Source organism: Streptomyces sp. NPDC043952 (assembly GCF_056435325.1).
The window spans coordinates 224,040-250,352 of sequence record NZ_JBWKES010000009.1 but is presented as its reverse complement, the minus strand read 5'-3'; the positions used below and the strand labels follow the sequence as shown (position 1 = coordinate 250,352).

Below are 26,313 nucleotides of genomic sequence, written 5' to 3'. Positions count from 1 at the left end.
CCCTCCCCCTACGCGTTCACCGTCGGCTTCTTGAACATCCGTGTCGCCGTGATCTCGCTGTGCACCGCCTCCTCCGCCTCCGGCTGCTGGGGCAGGCCGGGGCGCAGGTGTTCCTCGACGCTGATGTACTTCAGTCCCGCCCTGAGGTCCGCGTCGTTGCGCAGCCGGATGACCAGCGGGAACTCGGCCAGGGCCGTGGTGTCGAACAGGCCCGTGGTGTAGAGGAGCTGGACGCCGAGGGCATCGGAGACGGCGCGCTGGAGTTCCAGGAGATAGGTCGCGTTGGCGCGGCCGATGGGGTTGTCCAGGAACAGCGTGCCCGCGTGCCGGTGCTTGTCGCGGCCCCGGTCGTTCGAGCGGAGCGCGGCCATCGTGCAGTACAGCGCGATGGCGGCGGTGAGCAGCTGGCCGCCGGAGAAGACGTCGCCCATCTGCCCGACCGGGACCCGCTCGGCGCGCAGCACGGCGTCGGGCTTGAGGATCTCCACGGCCACACCCTTGGGCTCCAGGGCCGCCGCGACGCCGCGCAGCAGCAGGGACATGCCGTCGCGCCGCAGGTCGGAGTTCTTCTTGACGGCGGCGCGGGTGGCGTCGTCGATGACCTCGCCGAGCCGTTCGGTGAGCGTGGCCTGGTCGGGCTCCTCGAAGCGGATGCGCAGGAACTCCTGCCCGGACCACTCGCCGAGCCCCTCGGGCAGCCGGGACAGCCGCTGGGCGGAGCGCAGGGTGGCGAGGGCCGACTCCACGAGGCCGCGCAGCCGGTCCACGATCGAGTCGCGGTTGCGCTCCAGCTGCGCCAGCTCGTCGGTGAGGACCCGCAGCCGGGGCGCGAAGGCGTCCGCCCACTTCTGGGCGTGCTCGGGCAGCGCGGCGGCGGGCAGCTCGCGGATCTGCTGCCGGGCGGGGGTGCGGACCTGCTCGTAGCGCGTGGAGTTGGCGTGCCGGACCAGTACGTCGCTCGCCTCGCGCACCCCGGCCTCGGCGGCGGACAGGTCGGCGGCGCAGCCGCGCAGCGAGCGCCGGGCCTCGGCGGCGGACTGGCGTGCCTCCTCCAGGCCGCCCGGATAGGGCTCGGTTTCCTCCTGCTCCTCCTCGGCGGCCTGTTCGCGCAGCAGGTCGCGGAGCATCGCGGCGATCTCGTCGAAACCGCCGGCCGCGTCCTCGGCGGCGCGGTGGGCGGCCAGCAGCTCGCCGTGCGCATCGCGGGCCTGGGCCAACGCCTCGGTGCGGGCGGCGAGTTCGGTGGTCGCGGTGCGCAGCAGCGCCTGGGCGTGCTCGGCGTCGCGCGGCACCAGCTCCTCGGGCAGCTCGGTGTGGGCCTCGCCGTCCTCGGGGGCGTGCCGCTCGGCCTCGCCGCGCAGCCGGCCGAGCTGCTCGCTCGCGGTGGACATGCGGGTCTCCAAAAGCTGCACCAGCTCCTCGGCGCGGGCGGCGGCCGCCTGCCGGGAGGGCCCGTCGGAGCCGTCGGGCGACTGGAGAAGCTGCTCGGCGCGGGTGCGGACCTTGTTGCTGAGCCGGTCCAGTTCGGCGCGGGCGGCGCTCTCGTCGCTCTCCGCGCGGGCCTGCTCGGCGCGCAGGTCGGCGCCGACGCCGACCTTCTCGTACACCTGGGACGCGGCCCGGTACGCCTCGCGCAGGGCGGGCAGTGACGCCTCGGGCGTGCCGGTCTCCTCGACCGGCACGTCGTCGGGGGCGCCGGCGATCTCGGCGCGTTCGGCGCGCAGGGCGCGGGCGGTGCGGCGGGCGTCGTCGGCGGCGCGCTGGGCGGCGCGGCGGTCCTCGTCGGCGGCGCGGGCGCGCTCCAGGCAGGTCTGGGCGCGGGCCTCGGACTCGGCGGCCTCGTCGGCGAGTTCGCGCAGCCGGGCCTGCCAGCCGGCGCGTTCGCGCAGCCGGAAGGCGAGTCCGGCGAGGGCGTCGGCGGCGCGCCGGGCCTTCTGGGCGGCCTCCTGGCGTTCGTCGCGGATCCGGACGGCCTCGGCGGCGCTCTCCTCGGCCTCCGCGCGCAGGGCGCGGGCCTCGGCGAGTTCGGCCTCGGCCTCCTCGGCGAAGGCGCGGGCCTCCTCGGCGGCGCGGGCGAGTTCGGCCAGTCGGCCCGCGGGGCAGCCGGTGCGCCAGGAGGCGAGCCGGGCGGCGAGTTCGCGGTCCTTGCCGAGCCGGGCGGCCAGCGTCCGGATCTCCTCGTCGCGCTCGGTGGCGCGGGCGCGCAGGGCCTGGCGCTCCTCGTCGGCGGCGTGCTCGTCGTGCATGGCCGGGTTCGGCGGCACCAGGAACACGCCGTCCGTGGCGGTGCCTTCGGCCGGGGTCGGGGCGAGCAGGGCGGCGGCGGTGCCGACGGCGACGGCGGAGCGGGGCAGCAGGGCGGCGTCGGCCAGCGCCTCGCGGGCCCGTGCGTGGGTGTCGGGGTCGGTGATGATGACGCCGTCGACCAGTTCGGGCCGGGCGGCGAGCACCCGTGCGTGGTCGGCGGGGTCGACGGCCTGGGCGAGATAGCGCCAGCCGGGCAGTGCGGGGATGCCGTGCTCGCCGAGGAATTCGACGGCGGCGAGGACGTCGGGGCCGGGCGGCAGCAGCCCGCCGTCGCCGAGCGCGCCGAGGATGCGGGCGTCGTCGGCGGCGGCCGTGCGCAGGTCGAAAAGCTGGCGTTCGGCGGTGGTGACCGCGTCGTCGAGGAGTTCGCGCAGTTCGTCGGCGCAGCGGTCGAGTTCGGCGGCGGTGAGCGGGCCGGCGGGCAGGCCGTCCTGGCCGGTGCGCGGGGCGCCGGCGCTCTCGTCGGTGCGCTGGGCGGGCAGGCCCGCGCGGGGTGCCGTACCGGGCAGGCCGAGGAGTTCGGCGAGGCGTTCCTCGGCGGCCAGCGTGTCCGCGAGGCGTCGTTCGGCGTCGTGGGCGCGTTCGGCGGCGGTCGCGGCGTCGGCGGCGCGGGCCGCGGTCAGCTCGGCGCGGGACTCGGCGGCGGCCGCCTCGCGGGCGTGCTCGGTGGCCGTGCGGGCGGCCTCGCGGGCGGTGTCCCAGGCGGCGACGGTGGTCTTCTCGGCGTCGGCGGCGGCGAGCGCGGCGCGGGCCGGGTCGGCGTCGGGGGCGCTGTCGTCGAGCCAGCCGGCGCGGACCGCCTCGGCGGTCTCCTGCTCGACCTCGGTGAGCCGCTGGCGCAGGTGTCCGGCCTCGCTGCGGGCGCGCTGGGCCTCGGTGGCGGCGGCGGTGGAGTCGCGGTAGGCGGCGTCGCCGGCCTCCTGGAGGGCGGTGGAGCGCTCCTCCTCCTCGTTGGCCAGGTCCTCGGCGCTTCCGGCGGCCGCGTGCAGGGCCCGTACGAGGTCCACGGCGGCCCTGGCGCGGGCGGCGAGGGCGGGGGCCGCGTCCCGTTCGGCCTCCTGGATGGCGGCGGAGACGCGGGCGACGCGGTCGGCGGCGGCGCGGTGGCGCAGCACGGCCTCGGCGGCTTGCCAGGCGGAGTGCAGGGTGCGGGCGTCGGCCAGCTCGCGCTTCTGCGCGGCGGCGGCCTTCTCGGCGGCGGCGAGGGCCAGCGAGGCGTGCCGGTAGGCGAGTTCGGCGGCGATCAGGGAGCTGCGCTCGCGGGCGCCCTCGGAGTGGGTGACGGCGTACGCGGCGGCGGTGACCCGCTGGGCGAGGTCGGCGGCCCGGACCCGCTCCTGGACGGCGCGCGCGGACAGCCGCCGGGCGAGGGTACGGGTGCGGCGCTCGGCGCCGGCGTGGATGTCACGGGCGCGGGCGCGGGCGTCGGCGGCCTCCACGATCCGGCCGAGCAGGTCGACCGAGCCGGCCGTGAAGTCGCGTTCGGCGATCAGCTCGGCGCGCCGGCCGAGCTTGTTGCCGAAGCCGCTGACCAGGTCGGCGAGGCCGTCGGTGTCGCGGGTGTCGGTGACCGCGCGCAGCAGCAGGTCGGTGAAGTCGGAGTCCTTCTTGACCGCGAACAGGCCGGCCGCCTCGCCCTCGTCGGCGTTCATCTCCCGCTGGTAGCGGAAGAGTTCGGGGTCGAGGCCGAGTTCGCCGAGGTGTTCGGTCCAGCGTTCGTGGATCTCCTCCCAGTGCACCTCCAGGTGCGGGTACGCCTTGCCGGCCTCCATGAGGGCGTCGCGGAAGCCCTTCATGGTGCGGCGGCGGCCCTGCGCGCCGGACACGCCCTCGGCGGCGGCCCGCACCGCGGTGGACTCGGCCACCGGGAGGTTGTCCAGGCTCAGTCCGGGGCCGGGCCGGAAGGAGTACCAGGCCTCGGCGAACTTGCGCGGGTCGTTGGAGACCTGGCGGCCGCGCCATTCGCTGACCTTGCCGACGACCACGCACTCGCCGGTCTGCACGTGCTGCCACTCCAGGGCGACGTGGCCGCAGTCGTCGGCGAGCAGGAACTTGCGCAGCACGCCGGAGCTGGCGCCGCCGAGGGTGTTGCGGTGGCCGGGGAGCATCACCGAGAAGATCAGCTTGAGCAGCACGGACTTGCCGCCGCCGTTCTCCAGGAACAGCACGCCCGCGGGCGCGGGGCGGCGCGGCGGACCGGACGGCTCCTCCGCGAAGAACTCCGCCTGGGTGGGCGCCGGATCGGGCACGGGCTCGCCGACGCCCCGCAGGTCGAGCACGGTGTCGGCGTAGCGCGCACCGGCGGGCCCGATGGAGTAGAGGCGGACGCGGGACAGCTCGTACATGGCGGACTCTCGTAAGTCTGGTGAAAGGTGCGGTCGTTCGGGGGCGCGGGGTGGGTCAGGAGTGGAAGGGGAGGCCCGCGTCGGCCACCAGGTCCAGGTCGTCGGTGTCCTCGGGAGGCAGCAGGCTGGCGGTGCCGTCGGTCACCGGGACCACGCCCAGCTCGATCAGTTCGGCCATGGCGGCGGTGCCGGCCAGGTCGCGGACCTGGAGCTGGTAGCGGGCGGTGGTGCGGTAGGTGCCGCCGCCCTCGTCGCCGGTGCGCTGGAGGAAGCCGGAGTCGGTGAGGAAGGCGAGGGCCTTGGCGACGATGCCGGTGGTGGAGGAGGCGGGCCGGCGGGCATCCTTGGTGGCGCCGGTGGCGCTGCGTCTGGCCCAGATCCGCCAGGCGGCCTCCAGGCCGGGCGCGTCGGTGGCCGGGTCGGTGTTCTCGCCCTGTTCCTCGGCGCGCTCCTCCAGGCGGCGGCAGGCCTGGCGGACGAACGCGTCGACGCCGTTGACCGTGACCCGGCCGATGTAGCCGTCGTCGGCGAGGTCCTCGGGGCGCGGGAAGGCGAGGGCGGCGACGGCGAGATGGGCCAGGCCGTGCAGGAAGCGGTCGCCGGAGTCGGCGGTGGTGCGGCGCGCGTAGTCGCCCATGCGGACGGCGAACACCGAGTCCTCGGCGGCGGTCACGGCCATGCCGGCGCGCGGGGACACCTCCAGGACGACGAGTCCCAGGCCGGTGGCGACGGCGTCGGCGAGCCGGGCGAACGCCGGGTCCTCGCGGTAGCGGCGCAGCAGTTCGGTGTAGTCCTGGTCGCGGGCGGGCTGGAGCTTGGGCTGGAGCCCGTAGGCGACGAGCCGCGCCGCGTCGGCGGCGTCGGCGGGGGTGACGGCGGCGGTGGCCGGCGGGGCCGGGGCCTCGGTGTCACTCCACTCGACGTGCTCGCTCACGGCTTTGACTCCTTGTCGCTCTCTGTCTTGCTCACGCTGCGTGCGGACGCTCACCGCGGCCCGCTCATGCCGCTCGGTCCGCCGCCATGCCGGCCGCGTCCAGCAGCGCCATGCCGACGACCAGATCGGCGCCGCCGAACTCCGGGTCGTCCAGCTCGGTGCCGTCGTCCACGGCGAACAGCAGCTTCTCCTCGCCCTGCCGGTAGGCGGTGCCGACGGCGGGGCTGGCCGCGTGCACCGCGAGCAGGGCGACCAGGTACGCCAGATCGGGGTCGCCGGTGCGCCGGGCCTCGGCGAGCAGCCCGGAGAGCCTGCGCGGGGCGTCGGCGGGCAGGTCGAGCAGCTCCATGGCGGCGGCCAGCTGCTCCTCGCTGAACCGGCTGTCGTCCGGCGTCGCGATCAGGTCCGGCTCGGGCATCTCCGCGCCCAGGTGCTCGCGCTCCACGGGCGGGGTCAGCAGGATGTCCACGAGGTCGGCGACCCGCACCGAGACGGGGGTGCGGGGGCCGGTGCCGCGGGCGAAGAAGGCGTCGGTGACCCGGCTCGCCCGCTCGACGGGGAGGGTCAGCACCGGGGCGACCAGCTGGCCGTACAGGTCTATCCCCGCGGTGCTCGCGGGCGCGGCGAAGGCCTGCCGGTCCTGTTCGGCGCGGAACAGCGGGCCCGCCTCCAGCAGCCGGGACTGGAGCTGGGTGTGCCGGCGGATGCAGTCCTTGACGATGTCGACCAGCTCGGCGGCGCGCCGCTTGTGCTCGGGTTCCTCGGTCTCGTCGCGGGCCTTGCGGATGTTGGTGAGGATGGCGTTCTCGTGGCGGTACCGGTCGGCCACGTGGTCCAGGGCCTCGGCGATCATGTCGGGTACGGCGTTGAGCCAGTCGACCGCGCGGACGTTGCGCCGGGTGGCCTCCAGGGCGCGGCGCAGGGTCTCGGAGTACTGCACCGTGCGGTAGCGGGCCTGCTCGGCGGCGAGCTGGGCGTCGGCGAGCCGGCCCCGGTTGATCAGCACCTCCAGCTTGACCTCGGCGGCGATCTGGGCGCTGGTGACGTCGGTGTCGAGGGCGCCGACCAGGACGTTGACCGCCTCGTCGGTGGTGCGCAGGTACACCGTGCCGCCGGGGCCCGGAACCTCTTCGATCAGCTTGAAGTCGTAGTCGCGGCGGACATACGTGCCGTCCGCCGTGAAGGTGCCGTAGACGGCGCGGAAGCCGCGGTCCACGCTGCCGACGTTGATCAGGTTCTCCAGGACCCAGCGGGCCACCCGTTCGTGCTCGGCGGTGGGGCGGTGCGGGGCCTGGGCGGCGATGCGGGGGATCAGGCGGGCGACGATCTGCTCGTGGTCGGCGCCGGTGTCGAAGTCCATGTTCAGTGTGACCAGGTCGATGGCGGCGAGGGCCACCTCGGCCATGCCGTAGACCGAGTACTCGCCCGCGAGGCTGCCCTTGCGGGCGTCCAGGTCATGCAGCGGCGCGGTGCACGCGAGCGCGCGCAGCCGGCGGGCGAGGCCCTCGTCGGCCGCGGGTCCCTGCGCGGGACGCTGCGCGGTGCTGAGCTGCGGCTTGGCGGGGTCGGAAGTCACGGTGCACAGAGTAGGTCCTTGGTCTGACATCTACCCAAACGGGAAGCCGCGGGGGTGCGGATCATCGCTTTTCGACTGCCGGTGCGTCGCGTCCCTTACAGGGCGCTGTCCTCGCCCACCCGGCGCCGGTACGCCTCCACCACCCGCTCCAGCGAATCCGCCAGGTAGGTCTCCAGCAACCCCTCCGCCGTGCCCCGCTCCCCCGCCTCCAGCGCGCCCAGGATCTCCCTGTTGCGCGTCAGGTACGGCTCGTGCAGCCGGCGCGGGTCGTCCACCAGGTGGAAGGCCAGGCGGAGTTCGGCGAAGACGCTGCGCATCAGCTCGTCCGTGCGGGCGCTGCGGGCGAGGGCGACCAGTTCCCGGTGGAAGTGGATGTTGGCCGTACCCACCGTTTTCCAGTCATCCTCGGCGGCCGCCGCCTCGCCCGCGGCGACCGCGCCGGACAGCCCGCGCAGGGGGTACGGCGGCTCGCCGAGGCCGCGGACGACGGCGCACTCGACGAGGGCGCGGGTGCGGTAGATGTCCTCGACGTCCTCGACGGTCAGGACCCGTACGAACACGCCCCGGTTGAGCTCGTGGACCAGCAGGCGTTCGTGCGTGAGCAGCCGGAACGCCTCGCGCAGGGTGTTGCGGGAGACGCCGAGCGCGCCGCCGATGCTGTCCTCGGACAGCCGGGTGCCGGGCGGGAAGTACCCGTCCGCGACACGGCTGCGGAGGATGTCCGAAACCCGCTCCGCCGTGCTCGTACGGCCCAGGAGGGCGCGGTCGTCGGCCAGTCCCGCCAGCTGCTCTGCCATGCCCGGAATTCAACCGCAGCCGGCGGAACGAAACAACATGGGTATTGAGGGATCGTTGAACAATCCTCTACGGTGCTCGGCACGGCTCACTCCACCGCACCCTCCGTCCCCTTCTGCGAGGTGCCCATGAGCACGACCCCTCCTCCCTCCGCCACCGCCGCCGCGCCCGAACGCACCGCCCAGGACGGCGCGTTCGGCTGGCTGCGCGACCTCGGCCCGCACGGGCGGCGCGCGTTCGCCGGGGCTTTCGGCGGCTATGCCCTGGATTCCTACGACTACTTCACGCTGCCGCTGAGCATGGTGGCGCTCTCCGCGTACTTCGGCCTGGACAGCGGCCGGACCGGTCTGTTCACCACCGTCACGCTGGTGGTCTCGGCGGTCGGCGGCGCCCTGGCGGGCGTGTTCGCCGACCGGGTGGGCCGGGTCCGGGCGCTGGTGATCACGGTGCTCACCTACGCGGTCTTCACCGTGGCCTGCGGTTTCGCGCCGGACTTCGAGACGCTGCTGGTCTTCCGGGCGCTCCAGGGCCTCGGCTTCGGCGGCGAGTGGGCGGTCGGTGCGATCCTGGTCGCCGAGTACGCCTCCGCCCGCCACCGGGGCCGTACCCTCGGCGCGGTCCAGAGCTCCTGGGCGGTCGGCTGGGCGCTGGCCGCCGTCGTCTACACGCTGGTCTTCTCCCTCGCGGGCGACGACCTGGCCTGGCGGGTGATGTTCTGGACCGGCGCGCTGCCCGCGCTGCTGGTGCTGTGGCTGCGCCGCCGGGTGCACGACGCGCCGGTGGCCCTCGCCGCCCGCGAACAGGACCCGCGCCGGGGCTCGTTCACCGCGATCTTCCGGCCGGGTCGCGCCGGCGCCCCCGGTCTGCTGCGCACCACGCTGCTGGCGAGCCTGCTGTCCACGGGCGTGCAGGGCGGCTATTACACGCTGGCCACCTGGGTGCCGACGTACCTGAAGTCCGACCGGGGTCTGTCGGTCGTCGGCACCGGCGGCTACCTCGCCTTCCTCATCTCCGGCGCGTTCCTCGGCTATCTGACCGGCGGCCACCTCACCGACCGGCTCGGCCGGCGCGCCACCATCTGGCTGTTCGCGCTGCTGTCGGCGGTGTGCGTGCTGGCGTACGCGCACATCCCGCAGGGGGCGAACACGGTGCTCCTGGTCCTCGGTTTCCCGCTCGGGTTCTGCATGTCGGCCATCTTCAGCGGCTTCGGCTCCTACCTCAGCGAGCTGTATCCGACGGCGGTGCGCGGTACCGGACAGGGCTTCACCTACAACACGGGCCGCGCGGTGGGCGCGGTCTTCCCCACGCTGGTCGGCTTCCTGGCCGACGGCTGGGGCGTCGGCGGCGCGCTGGTCTTCGGCGCGGTCGGCTACGGCATCGCGGCACTGGCGCTGCTCGGGCTGCCCGAGACGCGCGGGAAGGAACTGGCATGACAGGGTTGCGGCGCACCGAGGACCGTCCCGTCACCACGCTCGACGAGCGGGCGCCCGGCTGGAGCCCGCGGACCGCGCGGGCCCGGTTCCGCGCGGGGCTGGCCGGCCCCACGGCCGGGGTCGCGGCCGGGCACACCCAGGCCAACCTGATCGCGGTGCCCGCCGACTGGGCCTACGACATGCTGCTGTTCTGCCAGCGCAACCCGAGGCCCTGTCCGGTGCTCGACGTCACCGACGCCGGCTCCACGACGACGGTGCTCGCCGAGGGCGCCGATCTGCGCACCGATCTGCCGCGCTACCGGGTGTGGCGGGACGGCGAGCTGGTCGCGGAGCCGACCGACGCGCGGCCGTACTGGCGCGGGGACCTGGTGGCCTTCCTGCTCGGGTGCAGTTTCACCTTCGAATGGGCGCTGAGCCGGGCGGGCGTGCCGATCCGCCATGTCGAACAGGGCCGCAATGTGCCGATGTACGTCACCGGGCGCCCGTGCCGCCCGGCGGGCCGGCTGAGCGGGCCGATGGTGGTGTCCATGCGCCCGGTGCCGCCCGAGCGGCTCGGGGCGGCGATCCGGGAGAGCAGTCTGCTGCCGGCGGTGCACGGCGGGCCCGTGCACTGCGGGGACCCGGCCGGGCTCGGCATCGCGGACCTCGACCGGCCGGACTTCGGCGACCCGGTGGCCCTCCAGGACGGCGACATCCCGGTGTTCTGGGCGTGCGGGGTGACCCCGCAGGCGGCGGTGATGGCCTCCCGGCCGCCGTTCGCCATCACCCACGCACCGGGCCAGATGTTCCTGACGGACGCCCGCGACGAGCAGTACCGGCTGGTCGGCGTGGACTGACACGCCGTACGGACGCCGGACCGGCAACCCCATGACCCGACGAACCGGGAGAGACAGGAACGACCATGACCGCGATCGATCTGAACGCCGACCTCGGCGAGGGCTTCGGCCGCTGGCGGCTCACCGAGGACGAACAGCTGCTGTCCGTCGTCACCAGCGCCAACGTGGCCTGCGGCTTCCACGCCGGGGACGCGGCCACCATGCGCCGGGTGTGCGAACTGGCCGCCGCCCGCGGGGTGACGATCGGCGCCCAGGTTTCCTACCGGGACCTCGCCGGGTTCGGGCGGCGCGCGATGGACGTCCCCTCCGCCGAGCTGACGGCCGAAGTGGCGTACCAGATCGGCGCCTTGGAGGTGTTCGCGCGTGCCGCCGGGGCGCGGGTGGCGTACGTCAAACCGCACGGCGCGCTCTACAACCGGGTCGTGCACGACGAGGAGCAGGCCGCCGCGGTGATCGACGGGGTGCTGCTCGCCCACCCCGCGCTGCCGGTCCTCGGCCTACCCGGCTCCCGGCTGCTGGAGCTGGCCGGGAAGGCGGGCCTGCCGGCCGTGCCGGAGGCGTTCGCGGACCGGGCGTACACCGACGCGGGCACGCTGGTGCCGCGCGGCAGGGAGGGCGCGGTGGTGAGCGATCCGGAGGCGGTCGTACGGCGCTCGGTCGGGCTCGCACGCTCCGGCGTGGTCACCGCGCACTCCGGCGAGCGGGTGCGGGTGCGCGCCCGCTCGCTGTGCCTGCACGGCGATACGCCCGGCGCGGTGGAGCTGGCCCGGCAGGTGCGGGCGCGGCTTCTCGCGGCCGGTGTGCGGGTGGAGGCCTTCGCATGAGGGTGCTGCCGGCCGGCGCGGAGGCGCTGCTCATCGAGGTGGACTCGGCCGAGGAGGCGCGGGCCCTGCACGCGGCGCTGCTGCGGCGCCGCGCGCAGGGCACGCTGACCGTCCGCGAGCTCGTGCCGGCCGCGCGCACGGTCCTGCTGGACGGCCTGCCCGACCCGGCCCGCTGGGCAGCGGAACTGGCCGCGCTCGAAGGGGAGTCGCCCGAGCCCCCGGCGCGCTCCCTGGTCGAGATCCCGGTGCGCTACGACGGCCCCGACCTCTCCGTCGTCGCCGCGCACTGGCGGGTGTCCGAGCGGGAGGTGGCCCACATCCACGCGAGCACCGAATTCACCGTGGCGTTCTGCGGGTTCGCGCCCGGCTTCGGCTATCTCACCGGGCTCCCGGCCCGCTACGCCGTCCCGCGCCGGGCCACCCCGCGCACGGCGGTCCCGCCCGGCGCGGTCGCGCTCGCGGGGCCGTACACCGGCGTGTACCCGCGCACCTCGCCGGGCGGCTGGCAGCTGATCGGCGCCACGGACGCGGTCCTGTGGGACCACACCCGCGAACCGGCGGCGCTGCTGTCGCCGGGCACGCGGGTGCGGTTCGTGCCGGTGCAGGGCGCCGCGCCGGTGGAGGTGCCATGACCGACCGCGCGCTCGTCGTCGTACGCCCCGGCCTGCTGACCACCGTGCAGGACCTCGGGCGGCCCGGTTACGCGCACCTCGGGGTGCCCCGCTCCGGAGCGCTGGACCCGCCCGCAGCGGCGCTCGTCAACCGGCTGGCCGGGAATCCGCCGGACGCGGCGGTGCTGGAGACGACGCTCGACGGGTGTGCGCTGCGCCCCCGTTCGACGGTGACCGTGGCGGTCGGCGGGGCACCCTGCCCGGTGGCGGTCGGCGGCCGTCCGGCGGCGTGGGGCGCGCCCGTGGTGGTGCCCGCCGGTGAACTCCTGGAGGTGGGCGCGGTGACGGCGGGCGTGCGCGGCTACGTCGCCGTGGGCGGGGGCATCGCCGTCGAGCCGGTGCTCGGCAGCCGCGCCACGGACCTGCTGTCCGGCCTCGGCCCGGCGCCGCTCGCCGAGGGCACGGTGCTGCCGCTGGGCCGCCCGGCCGGGCCGCCCGCGCGGGTGGACGCCGCCCCGCAGCCGGGCCCGCCGGCCGAACTCGTGCTCCGGGTGACGCCGGGCCCGCGCGCGGACTGGTTCACGGCACGCGGCCGGTACGACCTGACCGCGCGCGCCTACCGGGTGTCCCCGGCGAGCAACCGCATCGGCCTGCGCACCGAGGGCCCCGCGCTGGAACGCGTCCGCGCGGGCGAACTGCCCAGCGAGGGCATGGTGCTGGGCGCCGTACAGGTCCCGCCGGACGGCCGCCCGGTGGTCTTCCTGGCCGACCATCCGACCACCGGCGGCTATCCGGTGATCGCCGTCGTCCACCCCGCCGACCTCCCCGCCGCCGCCCAGTCCCCTCCGGGCACCCCGGTCCGGTTCGTCCCCGTACGACGACGCTGACGCACCGGCGGGACGAGGCCGGCGCGGGACGAGGGCGGGACCTTCCCGGAGAGCGGCAGGCCCTGTCAGGCGCGCGGGGGTACCGGTCGCCGAGCCGGACGGCGCCCGCCCCCCGGCTGCCGGGGCCGGGGTCAGCCGATACCGACCCCCAGGTCGAGCGGTCCGGGCGTGGGCAGCGCGGCGCGCGGGGGGAGGCCGGTCGGGGCGGCTGCCCCGGCCGGCGTGGGGGCCGGGCGCCGCTGCGGGAGCGCGGCCAGGGCGGCGGCGACCGCGGCGGACGCGGCCGCGTCGAGCTCGGCGCCGGTGCCACGGGCGCGGTGGCGCAGTTCCTCGGCGGCGAGGGACAGGAGCTGGGGCAGCAGGTCCCGGCAGCGGCGGGCGACCCACGCGGTGCCCGCGGTGGCCAGCCACAGCAGGCTCGCCGCACGGGTGGGTGCCGGGAACTCCGGTTCGGGACAGGGGGGTTGGCCGGTGGCGTGGCCCGCTTCGGCGAGCAGGGCGTGGAAGCGGGCGGCCAGCCGGCGGTGGCCGCGTTCGCCGGGGTGCAGCCGGTCCGCGCTCCACAGGGCCCGGTCGGCGATCCAGCCGCCGTCGCACGCGTGCAGATGGACCGCCCCGTACCGGTCGGACAGGGCGTGCACCACCGCGTTGACCGCCCGCTGGCGGCGGGCCAGCGGAGCGGCCAGCGCGCTCGGCAGGCCGAGCATCGCGCCGGGGTCGGGCAGGCAGGCGGTGAGCAGGGTGGCGCCCTCGCGGGTGCAGGCCGCGTAGACCTGGTCGAGGCGGGCGGCCACCGCGTGGATGTCGAAGGTGTGACGCAGGGTGTCGTTGACGCCGACGACCACCGCCACCAGGTCGGGGCGCAGCGCGAGGGCGGCCGGGGTCTGCCGCTCCAGCACGTCACGGGTCTGCGCGCCGCTCACCGCGAGGTTGGTGAACCGCGTGCCCGCGCCGAGCGAGGGCGCGAGCAGCGCGGCCCAGCCCCGCGGGCCGTCCTCGGTGAAGTCGCCCACGCCCGCGGTCAGCGAGTCCCCGAGGGCGACGAAGCGGACGGCTCTCATGCCACGCCCTCCGGGACGCCCCGCCGGGTGCCGCCCCGGCCGTCCGGGCGGTGCGGACGGTCCGGGCGGTCAGGGCGGTCCGGGCGGTCCGGGACGCGGTCCAGCACCTCCGTGTCGTGGGCGGCGAGGAACGCCTCCACCGCCGCGCCCCAGCCGAAGCACTCGGCCCGCGCGCGTGCCGCCTCCCGGCGCTCGGCCTCGGGCCGGTCCAGGAGCAGTTCGACGGCGTCGGCGAACGCCTCCCCGTGGTCGGCCGCGCTCGCCCCGGCGGACCCGATGACCTCGGGCAGCGCGGAGGAGGCGCTGGCCACCACGGGCGTGCCGCAGGCCATCGCCTCCAGGGCGGCGAGCCCGAAGGTCTCGGCGGGTCCGGGGGCGAGCGCGAGATCGGCACCGGCCTGGAGCACGCCGAGCGCGGCCCGGTCGGAGACGTGCCCGAGGAAGGTCACCGGCAGCCCCCGTTCGCGGGCGCGCTGCTCCAGGCGGCCCCGCAGCGGCCCGTCTCCCGCGACCACCAGCACCGCGCGCCGTCCGCGCCGCAGCAGCGCCTCCAGGGTGTCGAGGGCGGTGCCGGGACGCTTCTCCACGGACAGCCGGGAGCACATCACCAGCAGCGCCTCTCCCTCGCGCGCGTGCCGGGCGCGGGCGCCGGAATCGCGCAGCGCGGGATGCCGGGCCATCAGGTCGACGCCCAGGGGGGCGCGTACGACATTGCGCGCGCCGATGCGGACGAACTCGCGCTCGGCGTATTCGGTGGTGCACACCACGCGCGAATAGACGTGCGCGGTACGGGTGTTGAGGGCGTCCGCGGCCCGCCGGGACAGGTGCTCGGGCAGGCCCCAGGTACGCAGCACGCCGTCGGCGGTCTCGTGGGAGACCATCACGGCGGGCACCCGCGCCCGGCGCGCCCAGCGGCCGGTCCAGCGCAGGGTGGTCCGGTCGGAGACCTCCAGCCGGTCGGGGGCGAGATCCTCCAGGAGGGCGGCGAGGCGGCGCTTGTCGGTCAGCACGCGATAGCCGCCGGTGCCGGGGAGCAGCGGTCCGGGCAGGGTGATCACACGGCCCTGCTCGGTGTCGGTGTCGGTGTGCCGGGCACCGGGCACGATCAGCACCGGCTCGTGGCCCGCCGCCAGGAAGCCCTTGCCCAGCTCGCGCAGGGCGGTGCGCAGACCACCGGAGGCGGGCGCGACGAAGTTGGCGAGCCGGACGATGCGCAGCGGCCGGGCGGTCGCACCAGTCATACCGGTCGCCCCCGTCACACGGTTCGCCCCGGCCACGCCGCTCGCCCCGGTCACACCGCTCGCCCCGGTCACACCGTTGGCACCGGTCGCGCCACTCGCCCCTGTGGTACCGGTCGTGCCGCTCATGCCGCCACCGCCGTCCGGCGCCCGGCGAGCACGTCCTCGTAGTGTCCGATCAGCCGGTCGCCGACGGCGGCCCAGGTGCGCCCCTCGACCAGGGCGCGGGCGGCGGCGCCGAACGCGGCGCGGCGGGCGGGGCCGCCGGCCAGGGAGCGCACGGCGTCCCGGACGGCCTCCGCGTCGCGCGGCGGCACCAGCAGTCCGGTACGGCCGTGGTCGACCAGGTCCAGCGGCCCGCCGACGGCCGGCGCGACGACGGGAACGCCGCTGGCCATGGCCTCCTGCACGGTCTGGCAGAAGGTCTCGAACGGGCCGGTGTGCGCGAACACGTCCAGCGAGGCGAAGATCCGCGCCAGGTCGCCGCCGGTACGGCGGCCCAGGAAGGCGGCGCCGGGCAGCGCCTCGGCCAGGTGGGCGTGGCTGGGCCCGTCGCCGACGACGACGAGCCGGACACCGTCCAACGCGCAGACGCCGGCGAGCAGTTCGACGTGCTTCTCGGGGGCGAGCCGGCCGACGTAGCCGACGATCAGCTCACCGTCCGGGGCGAGTTCCCGGCGCAGCTCCTCGTCCCGGCGGTCTGGCCGAAAACGTACGGTGTCCACGCCCCGCGGCCACAGCCGCACCCGCGGCACGCCGTGCGTCTCCAGATCGCCCAGGGCGGCGCTGGAGGGGGCGAGGGTGCGGTCGGCGGCGCCGTGCACGGAGCGGATCCGGCGCCAGGCGGCGGCCTCCCCGGCGCCCATGTAGGTGCGGGCGTACCCGGCGAGGTCGGTCTGGTAGACGGCCACGGCGGGCAGGCCGAGCCGGGCGGCCGCCGCCATCCCGCGGGCGCCGAGGACGAAGGGACTGGCGAGGTGCACCACATCGGGCCGGTGCGTGACGAGGGCCGCGGCCAGGCGCCGGCTGGGGAGGGCGACGCGGACCTGGGGGTAGCCGGGGAGCGGGAGGGAGGGGATCCGGACGACCGGACAGGGGGCGTCCATGTCCGGTTTGGTGCCGGGAGCAGGGGCGGGGGCGACGACGAGTGGCTGGTGACCGCGGTCTGCGAGGTGCCGGGCGGTCTGGAGCGCGCAGTGGGCCACGCCGTTCACATCGGGGGGAAAGGATTCGGTCACGATGACGACACGCATACGGGTGTTGTCGCCGCGCCGGACGTGGCCGCGTCAACGTCGATCTTTCCGCACGGGGAACGTCCCATGAGCGTTGCGCTCCGCGGCCGGGCGGGCCGGGCGGCGGCCATGGGGCGCTGGTCCGGAGGTCACCCGGTGTTCATCCAGGGCCTTCGGCGTTCATACCGGCACCGGCCGCCATACCGGCACCTGCCGCGCCGGTCGCGCGCGCCGGCGTGCGCCGCGCATGCGGACCCGTCGTGACGTACGGCAGCTCGCGGGAATACGACCGCTCGTGGGAGTACGCCCGCTCGTGGCGTCGTACGCGGACCGCCCCGGCGCCCCCTCGTCAGCCCGCCGTCATGTCCGGTCCGAAGCGGCTGCGGACCGCCGTCTGGACCTCGTCCTCCTCGGCCGGGTCGGCGGCGAGGCGGCGGAGGCGTTCGACGACCCGGTTGTCGCCGGTCTCGGCATGCCGGGCGGCGAGTTCGCGGGTGGTCTCCTCGCAGTCCCAGAGGCATTCGACGGCGAAGCCGGTGGCGAAGGAGGGGTCGGTGGCGGCCAGGGCGCGGGCGGCACGGCCGCGCAGGTGGGAGGAGGCGGTCTCCCGGTAGACGTGGCGCAGCACCGGGGCCGCGCAGGCGATGCCGAGGCGGCCGGCGCCGTCGACCAGGGTCCACAGCGTGGGCGCGTCGGGGCCCTCGCCGCGCACGGCCTCGCGCAGGGCGCCGAGCACGAGCGGGCTGTCCTGGGCCCCACCGCGGCAGGCGAGGACGCGGCCGGCGGCGGCGCCGAGCACGTCGGGGCGCTGCGCCCAGCGGCGCGCGCGGTCCACGGCGGCGATACTGCGCATCCGTTCGAAGGCGTCGACGGCGGCCTCCACGACGACCGCGGTGCCGTCGGCGACCGCGGCCTCAAGGAGGTCGAGCGCGTCGGGATCGTTGCTGTCGGCGAGATAGCGCAGAGCGGTGCAGCGGGCCCCGTCGGTGCCGGCGCGGGCGGCCAGCAGGATCTCCGGCCGGTCCTCGGGCCCGGCCACGGCGACCAGGCAGCGGGCGGCGGGCACATGGCGGGCGGTGCCCCGGTCGAGGCCCTGCTGGGCCCATTCGAAGACGGCGCGCACGCTCCAGCCGGGGCGGGGCCCGGCCGGCCGCATCTGCCGTTGCCAGCGGTCGAAACATCCGGTCTCGTGGGCGGCCCGCACCCGGCCGCCGATGCCGTCGCGCGGATCCTCGGCCCACAGCCGCCAGGGCCGGGGCTCGAAGGCGTCGCGCACGGTGGCGGCCAGCTCGGCCTCACCCTCGGGGTCGGCGGGGAAACGGGCGAGCACCGGGGCGGCAAGGGCGCGCAGTCCCGCGTCGTCGTCGCGCAGGGCCAGTTCGTCCAGCGCCCAGGCCCAGTTGGCGCCCTGGGCGGCGTACCGGCGCAGCAGGACGAGGGCGTCCCGGCGGCCGTAGGAGGCGAGGTGGCCGAGGACCGCGAGGGCCAGGCCGGTGCGGGACTCGTCCGTGTCGAGGTGGTCCTCGGGGTCGAAGAGGTGCGCCTCGACGGCGTCCAGTTCGCCGTTGAGGTCGAGAAAGAGCCGGGCGTAGTAAAGGGAGCGGTTCTCCACCTGCCAGTCGTGGCGGGGATCGCGCAGCACACAGTGATTCAGGGCCGCGAGCGCTTCCGCGCGGGGGGCGGTGAGCGCGTGCAGCGTGCCGTCGCCGCGGCCCCGCTGGAGCAGGCCGAGCAGCGTACCGCTGGGCGCTATGACCGGATCGAACATGGGAAACAGCCTCACATCAAGCGTCGACGCAACCGGGGAACACGCACTACCTGGCCGCGTGACACAACGTCGGAGCGCCCGCCGTCTCTTGCTTGCTGCAACCCATTTCTCTCTGCCTCTCGTCGGTGGCCCATGCGGACCGCATCACGGCCCGCGCGGTGCGGCAACACCTGCCCAGCCATCGCGACCGTGAATCACGTCGTCATGATGACCCGCGGTGTGTGCTGCCGCGACCGTATTTCCGGCGGCCCTGTACCGCCTCCCCCGTTTTCCGTGTCTTAGCTGGTCAGAAGCCCTGCGTCAGCTGGTGCCGAACAGTTCGAGGACGTCGGTCCGGTCGAACATGCGGGCGGTGTCGATGGCCGAGGGCGTGCCCTCGGCGGGGTCGGCGCCGCCCTCCAGGAGAGCCTTGACGACCTCCGTCTCCCCCTTGAAGACCGCGCCCGCGAGGGGGGTCTGACCCCGGTCGTTGACGCGGTTCGCCTCGGCGCCGCGGGCGAGCAGCGCGCGCACCGCGTCGGCGTGCCCGTGGTACGCGGCGAGCATCACCAGGGAGTCCCCGCGGTCGTTGGTGAGGTTGGCCGGAACGCCCGCGTCGACGTACGCCACGAGTGCCTCGGTCTGCCCCTGCCGGGCCAGATCGAAGATCTTGGTCGCCAGCTCCACGACCTCGGGGTCGGGGGCTTCGCTCATCGGCCGGACCGCCTCTCATTACAACCGTTCAGGTGAACCGCAAGGGTACTGGCTCGTGCCTCACATGACCCGTTGTGCCCGACGTAAAGATCGCTACGGGCGGCCTCGGACGCAAGTGCCCTGCTCGTGGGCACCGTACCGGCTCCACCGCTCGGGCGAATAGTCACGATATTCACCCGCTTGCGCTCTTTGTCGTATAGGCACATTCTGTGATCCTGGAAGCACTGATGGTGACTGTCCCCCTCGACACCAGGAGGCACCCCAATGATCCTCTCCATGTCAGGCGTCGTCCTGCTCGGCACCGTCATGTTCCTCTACTTCCGCAAGGACGGCCTCAAGGGCTCGCACGCCTGCGTCTCGACCCTGTTCGGGTTCTACCTGTCGAGCACGGCCATCGCGCCGAGCATCAAGGCGGGCGGGGAGAGCCTGGCCAGCCTCCTGGGCGGCATCAAGTTCTGACGCCGGTCCCGCACGACGCCCCGCCCGTACGCACCACCAGGAGACAGCAGTGGCCCGGCGCCCTCTCCCCCGCATTCTGAGCAAGGACGGCGCGCAGCTCGCCCGTACGCAGCTGGCCAGGAGCCGGGAGCTGGCCCGGACGGCGGCCGACAGCGCCACCGACGTGCTGCATCCGCTGATCGCCCTCTCGCGCGGGCTGCGCCTGCTCGCCGCGGCGGGGCGGCAGAGATGGGCCGCCACCCCCAAGGACCGGCGCGGGCCCCTGCTGTTCCTGGTGGCCTGCGCGGTCCTGGCCGTGGCGCTGGCGCCGTACGGGCCGCTGCTCGCCGTCATCACCGTGATGGCGGCGGCGGCCTGGCTGGGCCGCGACCGCACCCCGCCCGTGCCCGAGGGCCCCGACGAGTCCCAGACCGAGCGGCTCCAGGCGCTGTACGAGGCGCTGGTGCCGTACTTCTCCGTCCCCGAGGACCCCGCGCCGCTGTACGCGCCCGGCGGTGAGTGGGACACGGCCTTCACCGCGCACGAGTTCGACGGCGCGGGGCGCGTCGGGCAGCTGGTGCTGCGCTACCCCGCGTATTTCCCGGACGGCGAGCCCGAGGCCCGCGCCCGGATCGAGCGGGTGCTCAGCGCGAAGGCGGGCCGCGGGCGGGAGTACCGCTTCGGGTGGGACGAGGAGGGCAACCAGCTCACCGTGACCGCCCTGCCGCCGCTGCCCGCCGACATCGTGGCCCAGCGGTTCGTGACCGCGCCCGGCGAGAGCGTGCTCGGCTTCACCGACCCCGGCGAGGTGCAGCGCACCCTCCCCCTCTCCTTCGGGGACTACGGGGACTCGTACGAGGAGGCGCGCGACGTCCCGCCGGTCGTCTGGCGCACCGGCACCCGCTCCACCGAGCCGCATCTGCTGGCGGTCGGCCAGCCCGGCAGCGGCACGTCCACGCTGCTGCGCTCCCTCGCCCTCCAGGCGCTCCAGTACGGCGATGTCCTCATCGTGGACGGCGGGGGCACCGGCGAGTACGCGTGCCTGACCGGCCGGGAGGGGGTGCTGGCCGTGGAGTGCGCGCTGCCGGGGGCGCTGACCAGCCTGGAGTGGGCCGCGCGGGAGACCGAGCGGCGGCTCGTCGCGATCAACCTCGCCCGGCAGGCGGGTGACCCGCCGCCCGGCGACACCCGGCGCCCCCTGTGGCTGCTCCTCGACCGGCCGAGCGTCTTCGCGCACCTCGCCGGGGTGGACGGCCGCGAGGATCCGCAGACCCTGCTCCAGGTGCCGCTGCGGCACGGGCGGGCGGCGAACGTGACCGTCGTCGTCGCCGAGCAGTACGACGGCCTCGACGCGCTGAGCGAGGCGGTACGGCAGCACACGCGGGCCCGCGTCGCCCTCGGGCCCGCGGCGGTGGGGCAGCTGGAGGCGGTGCTGGGGGCCGCGCCGCGCACGACACCGCCGGCGCAGGTGCCGCCGGGACGGGGGTACGCCCGGCTGGGCCACGGCCCGGTGCACCGGCTCCAGGTGCCGCGGACGCCGGACCCGTACGACGACGCGACGAGCGAGGGGGACCGGCGGGCGGTACTGGACCTCCTCCCCCCTCGCCAGGAACCGGCCCGCCGCCCCGACCTGATCGACCTGACCAAACCGGAACCGGTACCGGCCGAGTAGGGACCGACGGGTTCTCCGGCCGCGGCTACGTCGGCTCTCCGGCCGCGGGTAGGTCGGTTCTCCGCCCACGGGTACGCCGGTCCTTCGACCGCGGGTAGGTCGGTTCTCCGGCCGCGAGTACGTCAGTTCTTCGACCGCGGGCACGTCGTGGCCGAGCGCGCAGTTCCCCGCGCCCCCGGGGAACTGCCGTCCCGTCGGCTGCATCGCACCGCCCGCGCGAGCGAAGCCGGGCGGGCGGACGCACACTCGGGGATCACCCGCACCGGAATCGTGGGCGCGGGAACCACGGGCGCGGCTACGGCTCCACAGCGCCCCGCAAGGGGCGCGGGGAACTGCGCGACCAGCCCCCACCGGCCCACAGCCGAAGAGCCACCCTCACCCCCGGAGAAAATCACGGGCGCGGCTACGATTCCACAGCGCCCCGCAAGGGGCGCGGGGAACTGCGCGACCGGCCCCCACCGGCCCACAGCCGAAGAACCACCCTCGCCCCCGGAGGGAAACGCGGTCCGCGGCCAAAGAACCCCCGGTCTCCGCCCCCGCGTCACGCCACGAACGTCCGCGGTGATTCCGCCGCCGCCCCCGTCCCCCCGGTCTCCACCAGCCGCGCCGCCGCGGCCAGTCGTACCGCCGCCTCCTCCGCCACCGCTCCGCCCACGGTGAACGGCAGCCGGACGTACCCCTCGAACGCGCCGTCCACGCCGAAGCGCGGGCCGGAGGGGACGCGGACGCCCGTGCGTTCGCCCATCTCCGCGAGGCGGGAGCCGGAGAGGCCGCCCGCGCGGACCCAGAGGGTCAGGCCGCCCCGCGGGACGGAGAACTCCCAGTCCGGCAGCTCACGGCGGAGCGCGGCGACGAGCGCGTCCCGGTTCTCCCCCGCCTGCGCCCGCCGCAGCGCCACCGCCTGCTCCCAACCCCCGGTGCTGAACAGCCAGTTGACGGCGAGCTGCTCCAGCACCGGCGTCCCCAGATCCGCGTACGCCCGCGCCGCGACCAGACTGCGCACGATGTCCGGCGCCGCCCGCACCCACCCGATCCGCATCCCGGCCCAGAACGCCTTGCTGGCCGAGCCCACCGTGATCACCGTGGAGCCCGCGGGGTCGAACGCGCACACCCGGCGCGGCATCCGCCCCTGCGCCAGCTCGTCCTCCAGCCACAGCTCGCTCATCGTCTCGTCGGCGACGAGCACCGTGCCGGCCGCGCGCGCCGCGTCCACCAGGCGGCGCCGCTGGTCCTCGTCGGCCAGCGCCCCGGTGGGATTGTGGAAGTCGGCGACCACATAGGCGAGTCGCGGCGCCGCCTCCCGCAGGACCTGGCGCCAGCGGTCCATGTCCCAGCCCGCGAGCCCCTCGGCCATCGCGACCGGCACCAGCCGCGCACCCGCCTCCCGCATCAGCTGGAGGATGTTGGCGTAGGAGGGGGACTCCACGGCGATGCGCTCGCCGCGACCCGCGAAGAGATGGCAGATCGCGTCGATGGCGCCCATCGCGCCGGTCGTCACCATGATCTGCTCCGGCATGGTGGGGATCCCGCGCGCGGTGTAGCGCTCGGCGATCATCGCGCGCAGGGCGGGCAGCCCGGCCGGATAGTCGCCGTGCGTGTGCGCGTACGGCGGCAGTTCCTCCAGCGCGCCCTGCACCGCGCGGGTCAGCCAGGGCTCGGGCGCGGGCAGGGAGGCGCAGCCCAGGTCGATCATCGAGCCGAGGGCCTCCGGGGGCAGCGGCTCCAGGCCGCGCGCGGGCACCGGGTTCCCGGCCGGCACCGCGGTCCAACTGCCCGCGCCGCGCCGGGATTCCAGGAAGCCCTCGCCGCGCAGCGCCTCGTAGGCGGCCGCGACGGTGGTGCGGCTCACCGAGAGGGAGAGAGCGAGTTCGCGCTCGGCGGGCAGCCGGGCGGCGACCGGGACGCGCCCCTCAAGGACCAGCAGCCGGATGCCGTCGGCCAGCGCCCGGTAGGCGGGCGGGCGGCGGCTGCCGGGTCCGGCGGGGCGTTCCTGCTGGGAGGTGAGCAGCCGGGCGAGCTGTGCGGCCCCTACCGCCGAGGTCCACTGCGCCATGAGGTCAGTCCACCTTCCCTGGATTGGCCATGGATGGAGCTTCCTTCCACGCCACAGAGTGACATGCGTCAGGCCACTATCACTACCCAGGGGGGTATGTTGTGTCCACTCCCGGACATACAGGACGCCGATTGGTCCAGCTCTACGCCGGGCTCACGCTCTACGGCGTCAGTTCCGCGCTGCTCGTCGCCTCGGGCCTGGGCCTGGAACCGTGGGGGGTGCTGCACCAGGGGCTCGCGCGGCGGACCGGGCTGAGCATCGGCGAGGTGTCGATCGTCGTCGGCGCGGCGGTGCTGCTGCTGTGGATCCCGCTGCGGCTGCGCCCCGGCCTCGGCACCGTCTCCAATGTCTTCCTCATCGGCCTGGCCCTGGACGGGACGCTCGCGCTGCTGCCCCCGGCGCACTCGCTGCCCGCCCGCGTCCCGCTGATGCTCGCCGGGGTCCTGCTCAACGGCGCGGCGACCGGCCTGTACATCGCGGCGCGCTTCGGACCGGGCCCGCGCGACGGGCTGATGACGGGCCTGCACCAGCGCACCGGGCGCTCGATCCGGCTGATGCGCACGGTGATCGAGGTCACGGTGGTGGCCACCGGCTTCGCGCTGGGCGGCACCATCGGCGTGGGCACCGTGCTGTACGCCCTGTCCATCGGCCCGCTGGCCCAGTTCTTCCTGCGGGTGTTCGCCCTGCCGGCGGCACCGGGCGGCAGCACGATCGTTGCCGAAGGGACACCCCGCGGGGCGATACTGCGTCGGTGACCACCGCGATACGCCACCCCTACCTCGATTATCCGGGCCCCCTCGCCTTCGCCCATCGCGGCGGAGCCGCCGACGGGGTGGAGAACACCGTGGCGCAGTTCCGCCGCGCCGTGGAACTGGGCTACCGCTACATCGAGACCGATGTGCACGCCACGGCGGACGGCCGGCTCGTGGCCTTCCACGACTCGACCCTGGACCGGGTGACCGACGGCGCCGGCCGCATCGCCGACCTGCCCTGGTCCGAGGTCCGGCACGCGCGGGTGGGCGGCCGCGAACCGGTGCCGCTGTTCGAGGAGTTGCTGGAGACCTTCCCCGAGGTCCGCTGGAACGTCGACATCAAGGCGGAGCCGGCGCTGCGGCCCCTGCTGGAGCTGCTGGAGCGCGCGCATGCCTGGGACCGGGTCTGCGTGGGCTCGTTCTCCGAGGCGCGGGTGCTGCGCGCCCAGCGGCTGGCCGGGCCGCGCCTGGCCACCTCCTTCGGCACCCGCGGGGTGCTGGGCCTGCGGCTGCGCTCCTGGGGGCTGCCGGCCGCGCTGCGCCGCTCGGCGGTGGCGGCGCAGGTACCGGAGGCCCAGTCGGGCGTCCCGGTGGTGGACCACCGTTTCGTCCGCGCCGCCCACGCGCGCGGGCTGCACGTCCACGTCTGGACGATCAACGAACCGGAGCGCATGCACCGGCTGCTGGACCTGGGTGTGGATGGCATCATGACCGATCACATCGACACGTTGCGCAAGGTCATGGAGGAGCGCGGGGTCTGGGTCTGAGCCGACCGGGCACCGCCCGCCCTTGCCTTCGCAGGGGAGCGGAAGCGAGGGCACGATGGGGATCGACACCGTGCGCGCGGGGGCGGCGGACGAGACCGCCGGCCTCCGGCGCCAGCAAAGAGGCTGGTACTTCTACGACTGGGCGTACTCGGTCTATTCGGCGAGCGTCCTGACCGTTTTCATCGGCCCCTACCTCACCTCGGTCGCCGAGCACGCGGCGGACTCCGGCGGCTATGTGCACCCGCTGGGCATACCGGTGCGGGCGGGGTCGTACTTCGCGTACGCGGTGTCCCTGTCGGTGATCCTGGCCGTGGTGGCGATGCCGCTGGTGGGCAGCGCGGCCGACCGCACGGGCCGCAAGAAGCCGCTGCTCGCGGCGGCGGCGTACACCGGCGCGGCGGCGACCACGGGCATGTTCTTCCTGGACGGCGACCGGTATCTGCTGGGCGGGGTGCTGCTCGTCGTGGCCAATGCCTCGGCGGCCGTCGGCGGGATGCTCTACAACTCCTATCTGCCGCAGATCGCCCCGCCCGAGGAGCGCGACGCGGTCTCCTCCCGCGGCTGGGCGTTCGGCTACGGCGCGGGCGCCATGGTCCTCGTCGCCAACCTGGTGCTGTACTCGGCGCACGACTCCTTCGGCCTGAGCCAGGGTCAGGCGGTGCGCATCTGCCTGGCCTCGGCGGGCCTGTGGTGGGGCGCCTTCACCGTCGTACCGCTGCGGCTGCTGCGCGACCGGCGGGTGCGGGCGGCGGGGGCGCCGGACGCCTCGCGGGAGGATGTGCCGTCGACGGGGCCCCGGCAGCTCGCGGCGACGGTGCGGGACATGCGCCGGCATCCGCTGACGCTGTCCTTCCTGCTGGCGTACCTGATCTACAACGACGGCATCCAGACCGTCATCTCGCAGGCGTCCGTCTACGGCTCCCAGGAACTGGGGCTCGGGCAGTCCACGCTGATCGTGGCGGTGCTGCTGGTGCAGGTGCTGGCCGTGGCGGGGGCGCTGGCGATGGGACGCCTCGCGCGCACGTACGGCGCCCAGCGCACCATCCTCGGCTCGCTGGTGGCCTGGACGGTCACGCTCGCCGCCGGGTACTTCCTGCCCGCGAAGGCGCCGGTGTTCTTCTTCCTGCTGGCCGCCGGCATCGGCATGGTCCTCGGCGGCAGCCAGGCGCTGTCCCGGTCGCTGTTCTCCCATCTGGTGCCGCCGGGCAAGGAGGCCGAGTACTTCTCGGCGTACGAGCTCAGCGACCGCGGGATGAGCTGGCTCGGCCCGATGCTGTTCGGCGTGACGTACCAGCTGACCGGCAGCTACCGCTCGGCGATCATCTCCCTGGTGGCCTTCTTCGTCATCGGGTTCGCGCTGCTCGCGCGGGTTCCGGTGCGGCGTGCGATCGCCGCGGCGGGGAACCCGGTGCCGGAGAAGATCTAGCGCCGATTTAGCGCTCGGCACGAAAGGGCGGTAGTGTACGCGTTTGGCCTGCCAGGCGTACCGTTACTGCGCGTCAAAGATGCCGAAACGCTGGGTGACATCTGCTAGCAGATGTGACAAACCGGGCGCCTGTGGGTAGAACAAGGGGCGGCTACGACGGCGACGCATGACCCGGAACGGGACTCGGAACGGGAATCTTTACCGCCGACCGGACGTTGACCGGATGACGACGACAGCGACACCTGTCCTGTGGGCGACAAGCCCGGGAGGCACGATTCATGAGTGAGCGAGCTCTTCGCGGTACGCGCCTCGTGGTGACCAGCTACGAGACGGACCGCGGCATCGACCTGGCCCCGCGCCAGGCCGTGGAGTACGCATGTGAGAAGGGTCATCGCTTCGAGATGCCCTTCTCGGTCGAGGCGGAGATCCCGCCGGAGTGGGAGTGCAAGGTCTGCGGGGCCCAGGCACTCCTGGTGGACGGCGACGGCCCGGAGGAGAAGAAGGCCAAGCCCGCGCGCACCCATTGGGACATGCTGATGGAGCGGCGCACCCGTGAGGAACTCGAAGAGGTCCTCGAGGAGCGCCTTGCGGTGCTGCGGTCGGGGGCGATGAACATCGCCGTGCACCCCCGAGACAGCCGCAAGTCGGCATAGCGGGCACAGCGC

Annotated in this window: 21 protein-coding genes; 11 read left to right on the top strand and 10 right to left on the bottom strand. The window is 75.1% G+C overall.

Annotated elements, in window-relative coordinates; translation table 11 throughout:
* Positions 1 to 8: 8 nt before the first annotated feature.
* The 4 genes from AC069R_RS13990 to AC069R_RS13975 all read right to left on the bottom strand — a co-directional run bounded on the left by AC069R_RS13990 (position 9) and on the right by AC069R_RS13975 (position 7,959).
* The gene (locus tag AC069R_RS13990) at positions 9 to 4,652 is read right to left on the bottom strand and encodes a hypothetical protein (protein ID WP_478767056.1); all 4,644 of its coding nucleotides are present in this window, start codon (positions 4,650 to 4,652) and stop codon (positions 9 to 11) included.
* Positions 4,653 to 4,707: 55 nt separating this feature from the next.
* Positions 4,708 to 5,586 carry a hypothetical protein gene (locus AC069R_RS13985; protein WP_478767055.1) on the bottom strand — a complete coding sequence of 293 codons (879 nt, stop codon included), beginning with the start codon at positions 5,584 to 5,586 and terminating at the stop codon, positions 4,708 to 4,710.
* 64 nt (positions 5,587 to 5,650) lie between these two features.
* Positions 5,651 to 7,192: a hypothetical protein gene (locus AC069R_RS13980; RefSeq protein ID WP_478767054.1), complete on the bottom strand. Its 1,542-nt coding sequence runs from the start codon at positions 7,190 to 7,192 to the stop codon at positions 5,651 to 5,653.
* A gap of 65 nt (positions 7,193 to 7,257) precedes the next feature.
* Positions 7,258 to 7,959, bottom strand: coding sequence for a GntR family transcriptional regulator (locus AC069R_RS13975; RefSeq protein WP_478767053.1), 702 nt, complete (start codon positions 7,957 to 7,959; stop codon positions 7,258 to 7,260).
* Positions 7,960 to 8,085: 126 nt separating this feature from the next.
* Between AC069R_RS13975 and AC069R_RS13970 the strand changes: the two genes are divergently transcribed.
* The 5 genes from AC069R_RS13970 (at position 8,086) to AC069R_RS13950 (ending at position 12,548) form a co-directional block, all read left to right on the top strand.
* Positions 8,086 to 9,390 (top strand): MFS transporter, encoded by a 1,305-nt coding sequence (locus tag AC069R_RS13970; RefSeq protein WP_478767052.1) that lies wholly within the window; start codon positions 8,086 to 8,088, stop codon positions 9,388 to 9,390.
* Entirely contained in the window at positions 9,387 to 10,226 is an 840-nt protein-coding gene (locus AC069R_RS13965) for a putative hydro-lyase (protein ID WP_478767051.1), read from the top strand. Before AC069R_RS13970 ends, AC069R_RS13965 begins: the two co-directional genes overlap by 4 nt.
* 65 nt (positions 10,227 to 10,291) lie before the next feature.
* Positions 10,292 to 11,050: a LamB/YcsF family protein gene (locus AC069R_RS13960; protein ID WP_478767050.1), complete on the top strand. Its 759-nt coding sequence runs from the start codon at positions 10,292 to 10,294 to the stop codon at positions 11,048 to 11,050.
* The gene (gene pxpB / locus AC069R_RS13955; RefSeq protein ID WP_478767049.1) at positions 11,047 to 11,682 is read left to right on the top strand and encodes a 5-oxoprolinase subunit PxpB; all 636 of its coding nucleotides are present in this window, start codon (positions 11,047 to 11,049) and stop codon (positions 11,680 to 11,682) included. Before AC069R_RS13960 ends, pxpB begins: the two co-directional genes overlap by 4 nt.
* Positions 11,679 to 12,548 (top strand): 5-oxoprolinase subunit C family protein, encoded by an 870-nt coding sequence (locus AC069R_RS13950; protein WP_478767048.1) that lies wholly within the window; start codon positions 11,679 to 11,681, stop codon positions 12,546 to 12,548. Before pxpB ends, AC069R_RS13950 begins: the two co-directional genes overlap by 4 nt.
* 131 nt (positions 12,549 to 12,679) lie before the next feature.
* Here AC069R_RS13950 and AC069R_RS13945 read toward each other — a convergent pair whose 3' ends face one another.
* The 5 genes from AC069R_RS13945 to AC069R_RS13925 form a co-directional block, all read right to left on the bottom strand.
* Positions 12,680 to 13,609 carry an SGNH/GDSL hydrolase family protein gene (locus tag AC069R_RS13945; protein WP_478767047.1) on the bottom strand — a complete coding sequence of 310 codons (930 nt, stop codon included), beginning with the start codon at positions 13,607 to 13,609 and terminating at the stop codon, positions 12,680 to 12,682.
* Positions 13,606 to 14,850, bottom strand: coding sequence for a glycosyltransferase (locus AC069R_RS13940; protein ID WP_478767046.1), 1,245 nt, complete (start codon positions 14,848 to 14,850; stop codon positions 13,606 to 13,608). The genes AC069R_RS13945 and AC069R_RS13940 overlap by 4 nt, the downstream gene beginning before the upstream one ends.
* Positions 14,851 to 14,972: 122 nt before the next feature.
* Complete coding sequence (locus AC069R_RS13935) at positions 14,973 to 16,100, bottom strand: glycosyltransferase family 4 protein (protein ID WP_478767045.1); 1,128 nt, start codon at positions 16,098 to 16,100, stop codon at positions 14,973 to 14,975.
* Positions 16,101 to 16,428: 328 nt separating this feature from the next.
* Positions 16,429 to 17,847, bottom strand: coding sequence for a HEAT repeat domain-containing protein (locus tag AC069R_RS13930; protein ID WP_478767044.1), 1,419 nt, complete (start codon positions 17,845 to 17,847; stop codon positions 16,429 to 16,431).
* Positions 17,848 to 18,147: 300 nt separating this feature from the next.
* Entirely contained in the window at positions 18,148 to 18,540 is a 393-nt protein-coding gene (locus AC069R_RS13925) for an ankyrin repeat domain-containing protein (protein ID WP_478767043.1), read from the bottom strand.
* Positions 18,541 to 18,804: 264 nt separating this feature from the next.
* Between AC069R_RS13925 and AC069R_RS13920 the strand changes: the two genes are divergently transcribed.
* Both AC069R_RS13920 and AC069R_RS13915 read left to right on the top strand, forming a co-directional pair.
* Positions 18,805 to 18,999 (top strand): hypothetical protein, encoded by a 195-nt coding sequence (locus tag AC069R_RS13920; protein WP_285560985.1) that lies wholly within the window; start codon positions 18,805 to 18,807, stop codon positions 18,997 to 18,999.
* Between the two features lie 49 nt (positions 19,000 to 19,048).
* A complete protein-coding gene (locus AC069R_RS13915) occupies positions 19,049 to 20,650 on the top strand; it encodes a hypothetical protein (RefSeq protein ID WP_478767042.1) in 1,602 nt (533 codons plus the stop codon).
* A 541-nt stretch (positions 20,651 to 21,191) separates the two neighbouring features.
* Here AC069R_RS13915 and AC069R_RS13910 read toward each other — a convergent pair.
* Entirely contained in the window at positions 21,192 to 22,703 is a 1,512-nt protein-coding gene (locus AC069R_RS13910; protein WP_478767041.1) for an SCO1417 family PLP biosynthesis transcription factor, read from the bottom strand.
* A gap of 101 nt (positions 22,704 to 22,804) precedes the next feature.
* Between AC069R_RS13910 and yczE the strand changes: the two genes are divergently transcribed.
* The 4 genes from yczE (at position 22,805) to AC069R_RS13890 (ending at position 26,301) form a co-directional block, all read left to right on the top strand.
* Complete coding sequence (gene yczE, locus AC069R_RS13905) at positions 22,805 to 23,458, top strand: membrane protein YczE (RefSeq protein WP_478767040.1); 654 nt, start codon at positions 22,805 to 22,807, stop codon at positions 23,456 to 23,458.
* A complete protein-coding gene (locus tag AC069R_RS13900) occupies positions 23,455 to 24,222 on the top strand; it encodes a glycerophosphodiester phosphodiesterase family protein (protein WP_478767039.1) in 768 nt (255 codons plus the stop codon). The genes yczE and AC069R_RS13900 overlap by 4 nt, the downstream gene beginning before the upstream one ends.
* Before the next feature lie 55 nt (positions 24,223 to 24,277).
* On the top strand, positions 24,278 to 25,648 hold the full coding sequence (locus AC069R_RS13895) for an MFS transporter (protein WP_478767038.1): 1,371 nt from the start codon (positions 24,278 to 24,280) through the stop codon (positions 25,646 to 25,648).
* Between the two features lie 278 nt (positions 25,649 to 25,926).
* Positions 25,927 to 26,301, top strand: coding sequence for an RNA polymerase-binding protein RbpA (locus AC069R_RS13890; protein WP_003977404.1), 375 nt, complete (start codon positions 25,927 to 25,929; stop codon positions 26,299 to 26,301).
* Positions 26,302 to 26,313: the final 12 nt, after the last annotated feature.

What these genes read in the sequence shown, in the direction of transcription:
- AC069R_RS13990 (WP_478767056.1), bottom strand. Translation starts at nt 4,652, where the DNA reads ATGTACGAGCTGTCCCGCGTCCGCCTCTACTCCATCGGGCCCGCCGGT.
- AC069R_RS13980 (WP_478767054.1), bottom strand. Translation starts at nt 7,192, where the DNA reads ATGTCAGACCAAGGACCTACTCTGTGCACCGTGACTTCCGACCCCGCC.
- AC069R_RS13975 (WP_478767053.1), bottom strand. Translation starts at nt 7,959, where the DNA reads ATGGCAGAGCAGCTGGCGGGACTGGCCGACGACCGCGCCCTCCTGGGC.
- AC069R_RS13970 (WP_478767052.1), top strand. Translation starts at nt 8,086, where the DNA reads ATGAGCACGACCCCTCCTCCCTCCGCCACCGCCGCCGCGCCCGAACGC.
- AC069R_RS13965 (WP_478767051.1), top strand. Translation starts at nt 9,387, where the DNA reads ATGACAGGGTTGCGGCGCACCGAGGACCGTCCCGTCACCACGCTCGAC.
- AC069R_RS13960 (WP_478767050.1), top strand. Translation starts at nt 10,292, where the DNA reads ATGACCGCGATCGATCTGAACGCCGACCTCGGCGAGGGCTTCGGCCGC.
- pxpB (WP_478767049.1), top strand. Translation starts at nt 11,047, where the DNA reads ATGAGGGTGCTGCCGGCCGGCGCGGAGGCGCTGCTCATCGAGGTGGAC.
- AC069R_RS13950 (WP_478767048.1), top strand. Translation starts at nt 11,679, where the DNA reads ATGACCGACCGCGCGCTCGTCGTCGTACGCCCCGGCCTGCTGACCACC.
- AC069R_RS13945 (WP_478767047.1), bottom strand. Translation starts at nt 13,609, where the DNA reads ATGAGAGCCGTCCGCTTCGTCGCCCTCGGGGACTCGCTGACCGCGGGC.
- AC069R_RS13940 (WP_478767046.1), bottom strand. Translation starts at nt 14,850, where the DNA reads ATGACTGGTGCGACCGCCCGGCCGCTGCGCATCGTCCGGCTCGCCAAC.
- AC069R_RS13935 (WP_478767045.1), bottom strand. Translation starts at nt 16,100, where the DNA reads ATGCGTGTCGTCATCGTGACCGAATCCTTTCCCCCCGATGTGAACGGC.
- AC069R_RS13930 (WP_478767044.1), bottom strand. Translation starts at nt 17,847, where the DNA reads ATGTTCGATCCGGTCATAGCGCCCAGCGGTACGCTGCTCGGCCTGCTC.
- AC069R_RS13925 (WP_478767043.1), bottom strand. Translation starts at nt 18,540, where the DNA reads ATGAGCGAAGCCCCCGACCCCGAGGTCGTGGAGCTGGCGACCAAGATC.
- AC069R_RS13920 (WP_285560985.1), top strand. Translation starts at nt 18,805, where the DNA reads ATGATCCTCTCCATGTCAGGCGTCGTCCTGCTCGGCACCGTCATGTTC.
- AC069R_RS13910 (WP_478767041.1), bottom strand. Translation starts at nt 22,703, where the DNA reads ATGGCGCAGTGGACCTCGGCGGTAGGGGCCGCACAGCTCGCCCGGCTG.
- AC069R_RS13895 (WP_478767038.1), top strand. Translation starts at nt 24,278, where the DNA reads ATGGGGATCGACACCGTGCGCGCGGGGGCGGCGGACGAGACCGCCGGC.
- AC069R_RS13890 (WP_003977404.1), top strand. Translation starts at nt 25,927, where the DNA reads ATGAGTGAGCGAGCTCTTCGCGGTACGCGCCTCGTGGTGACCAGCTAC.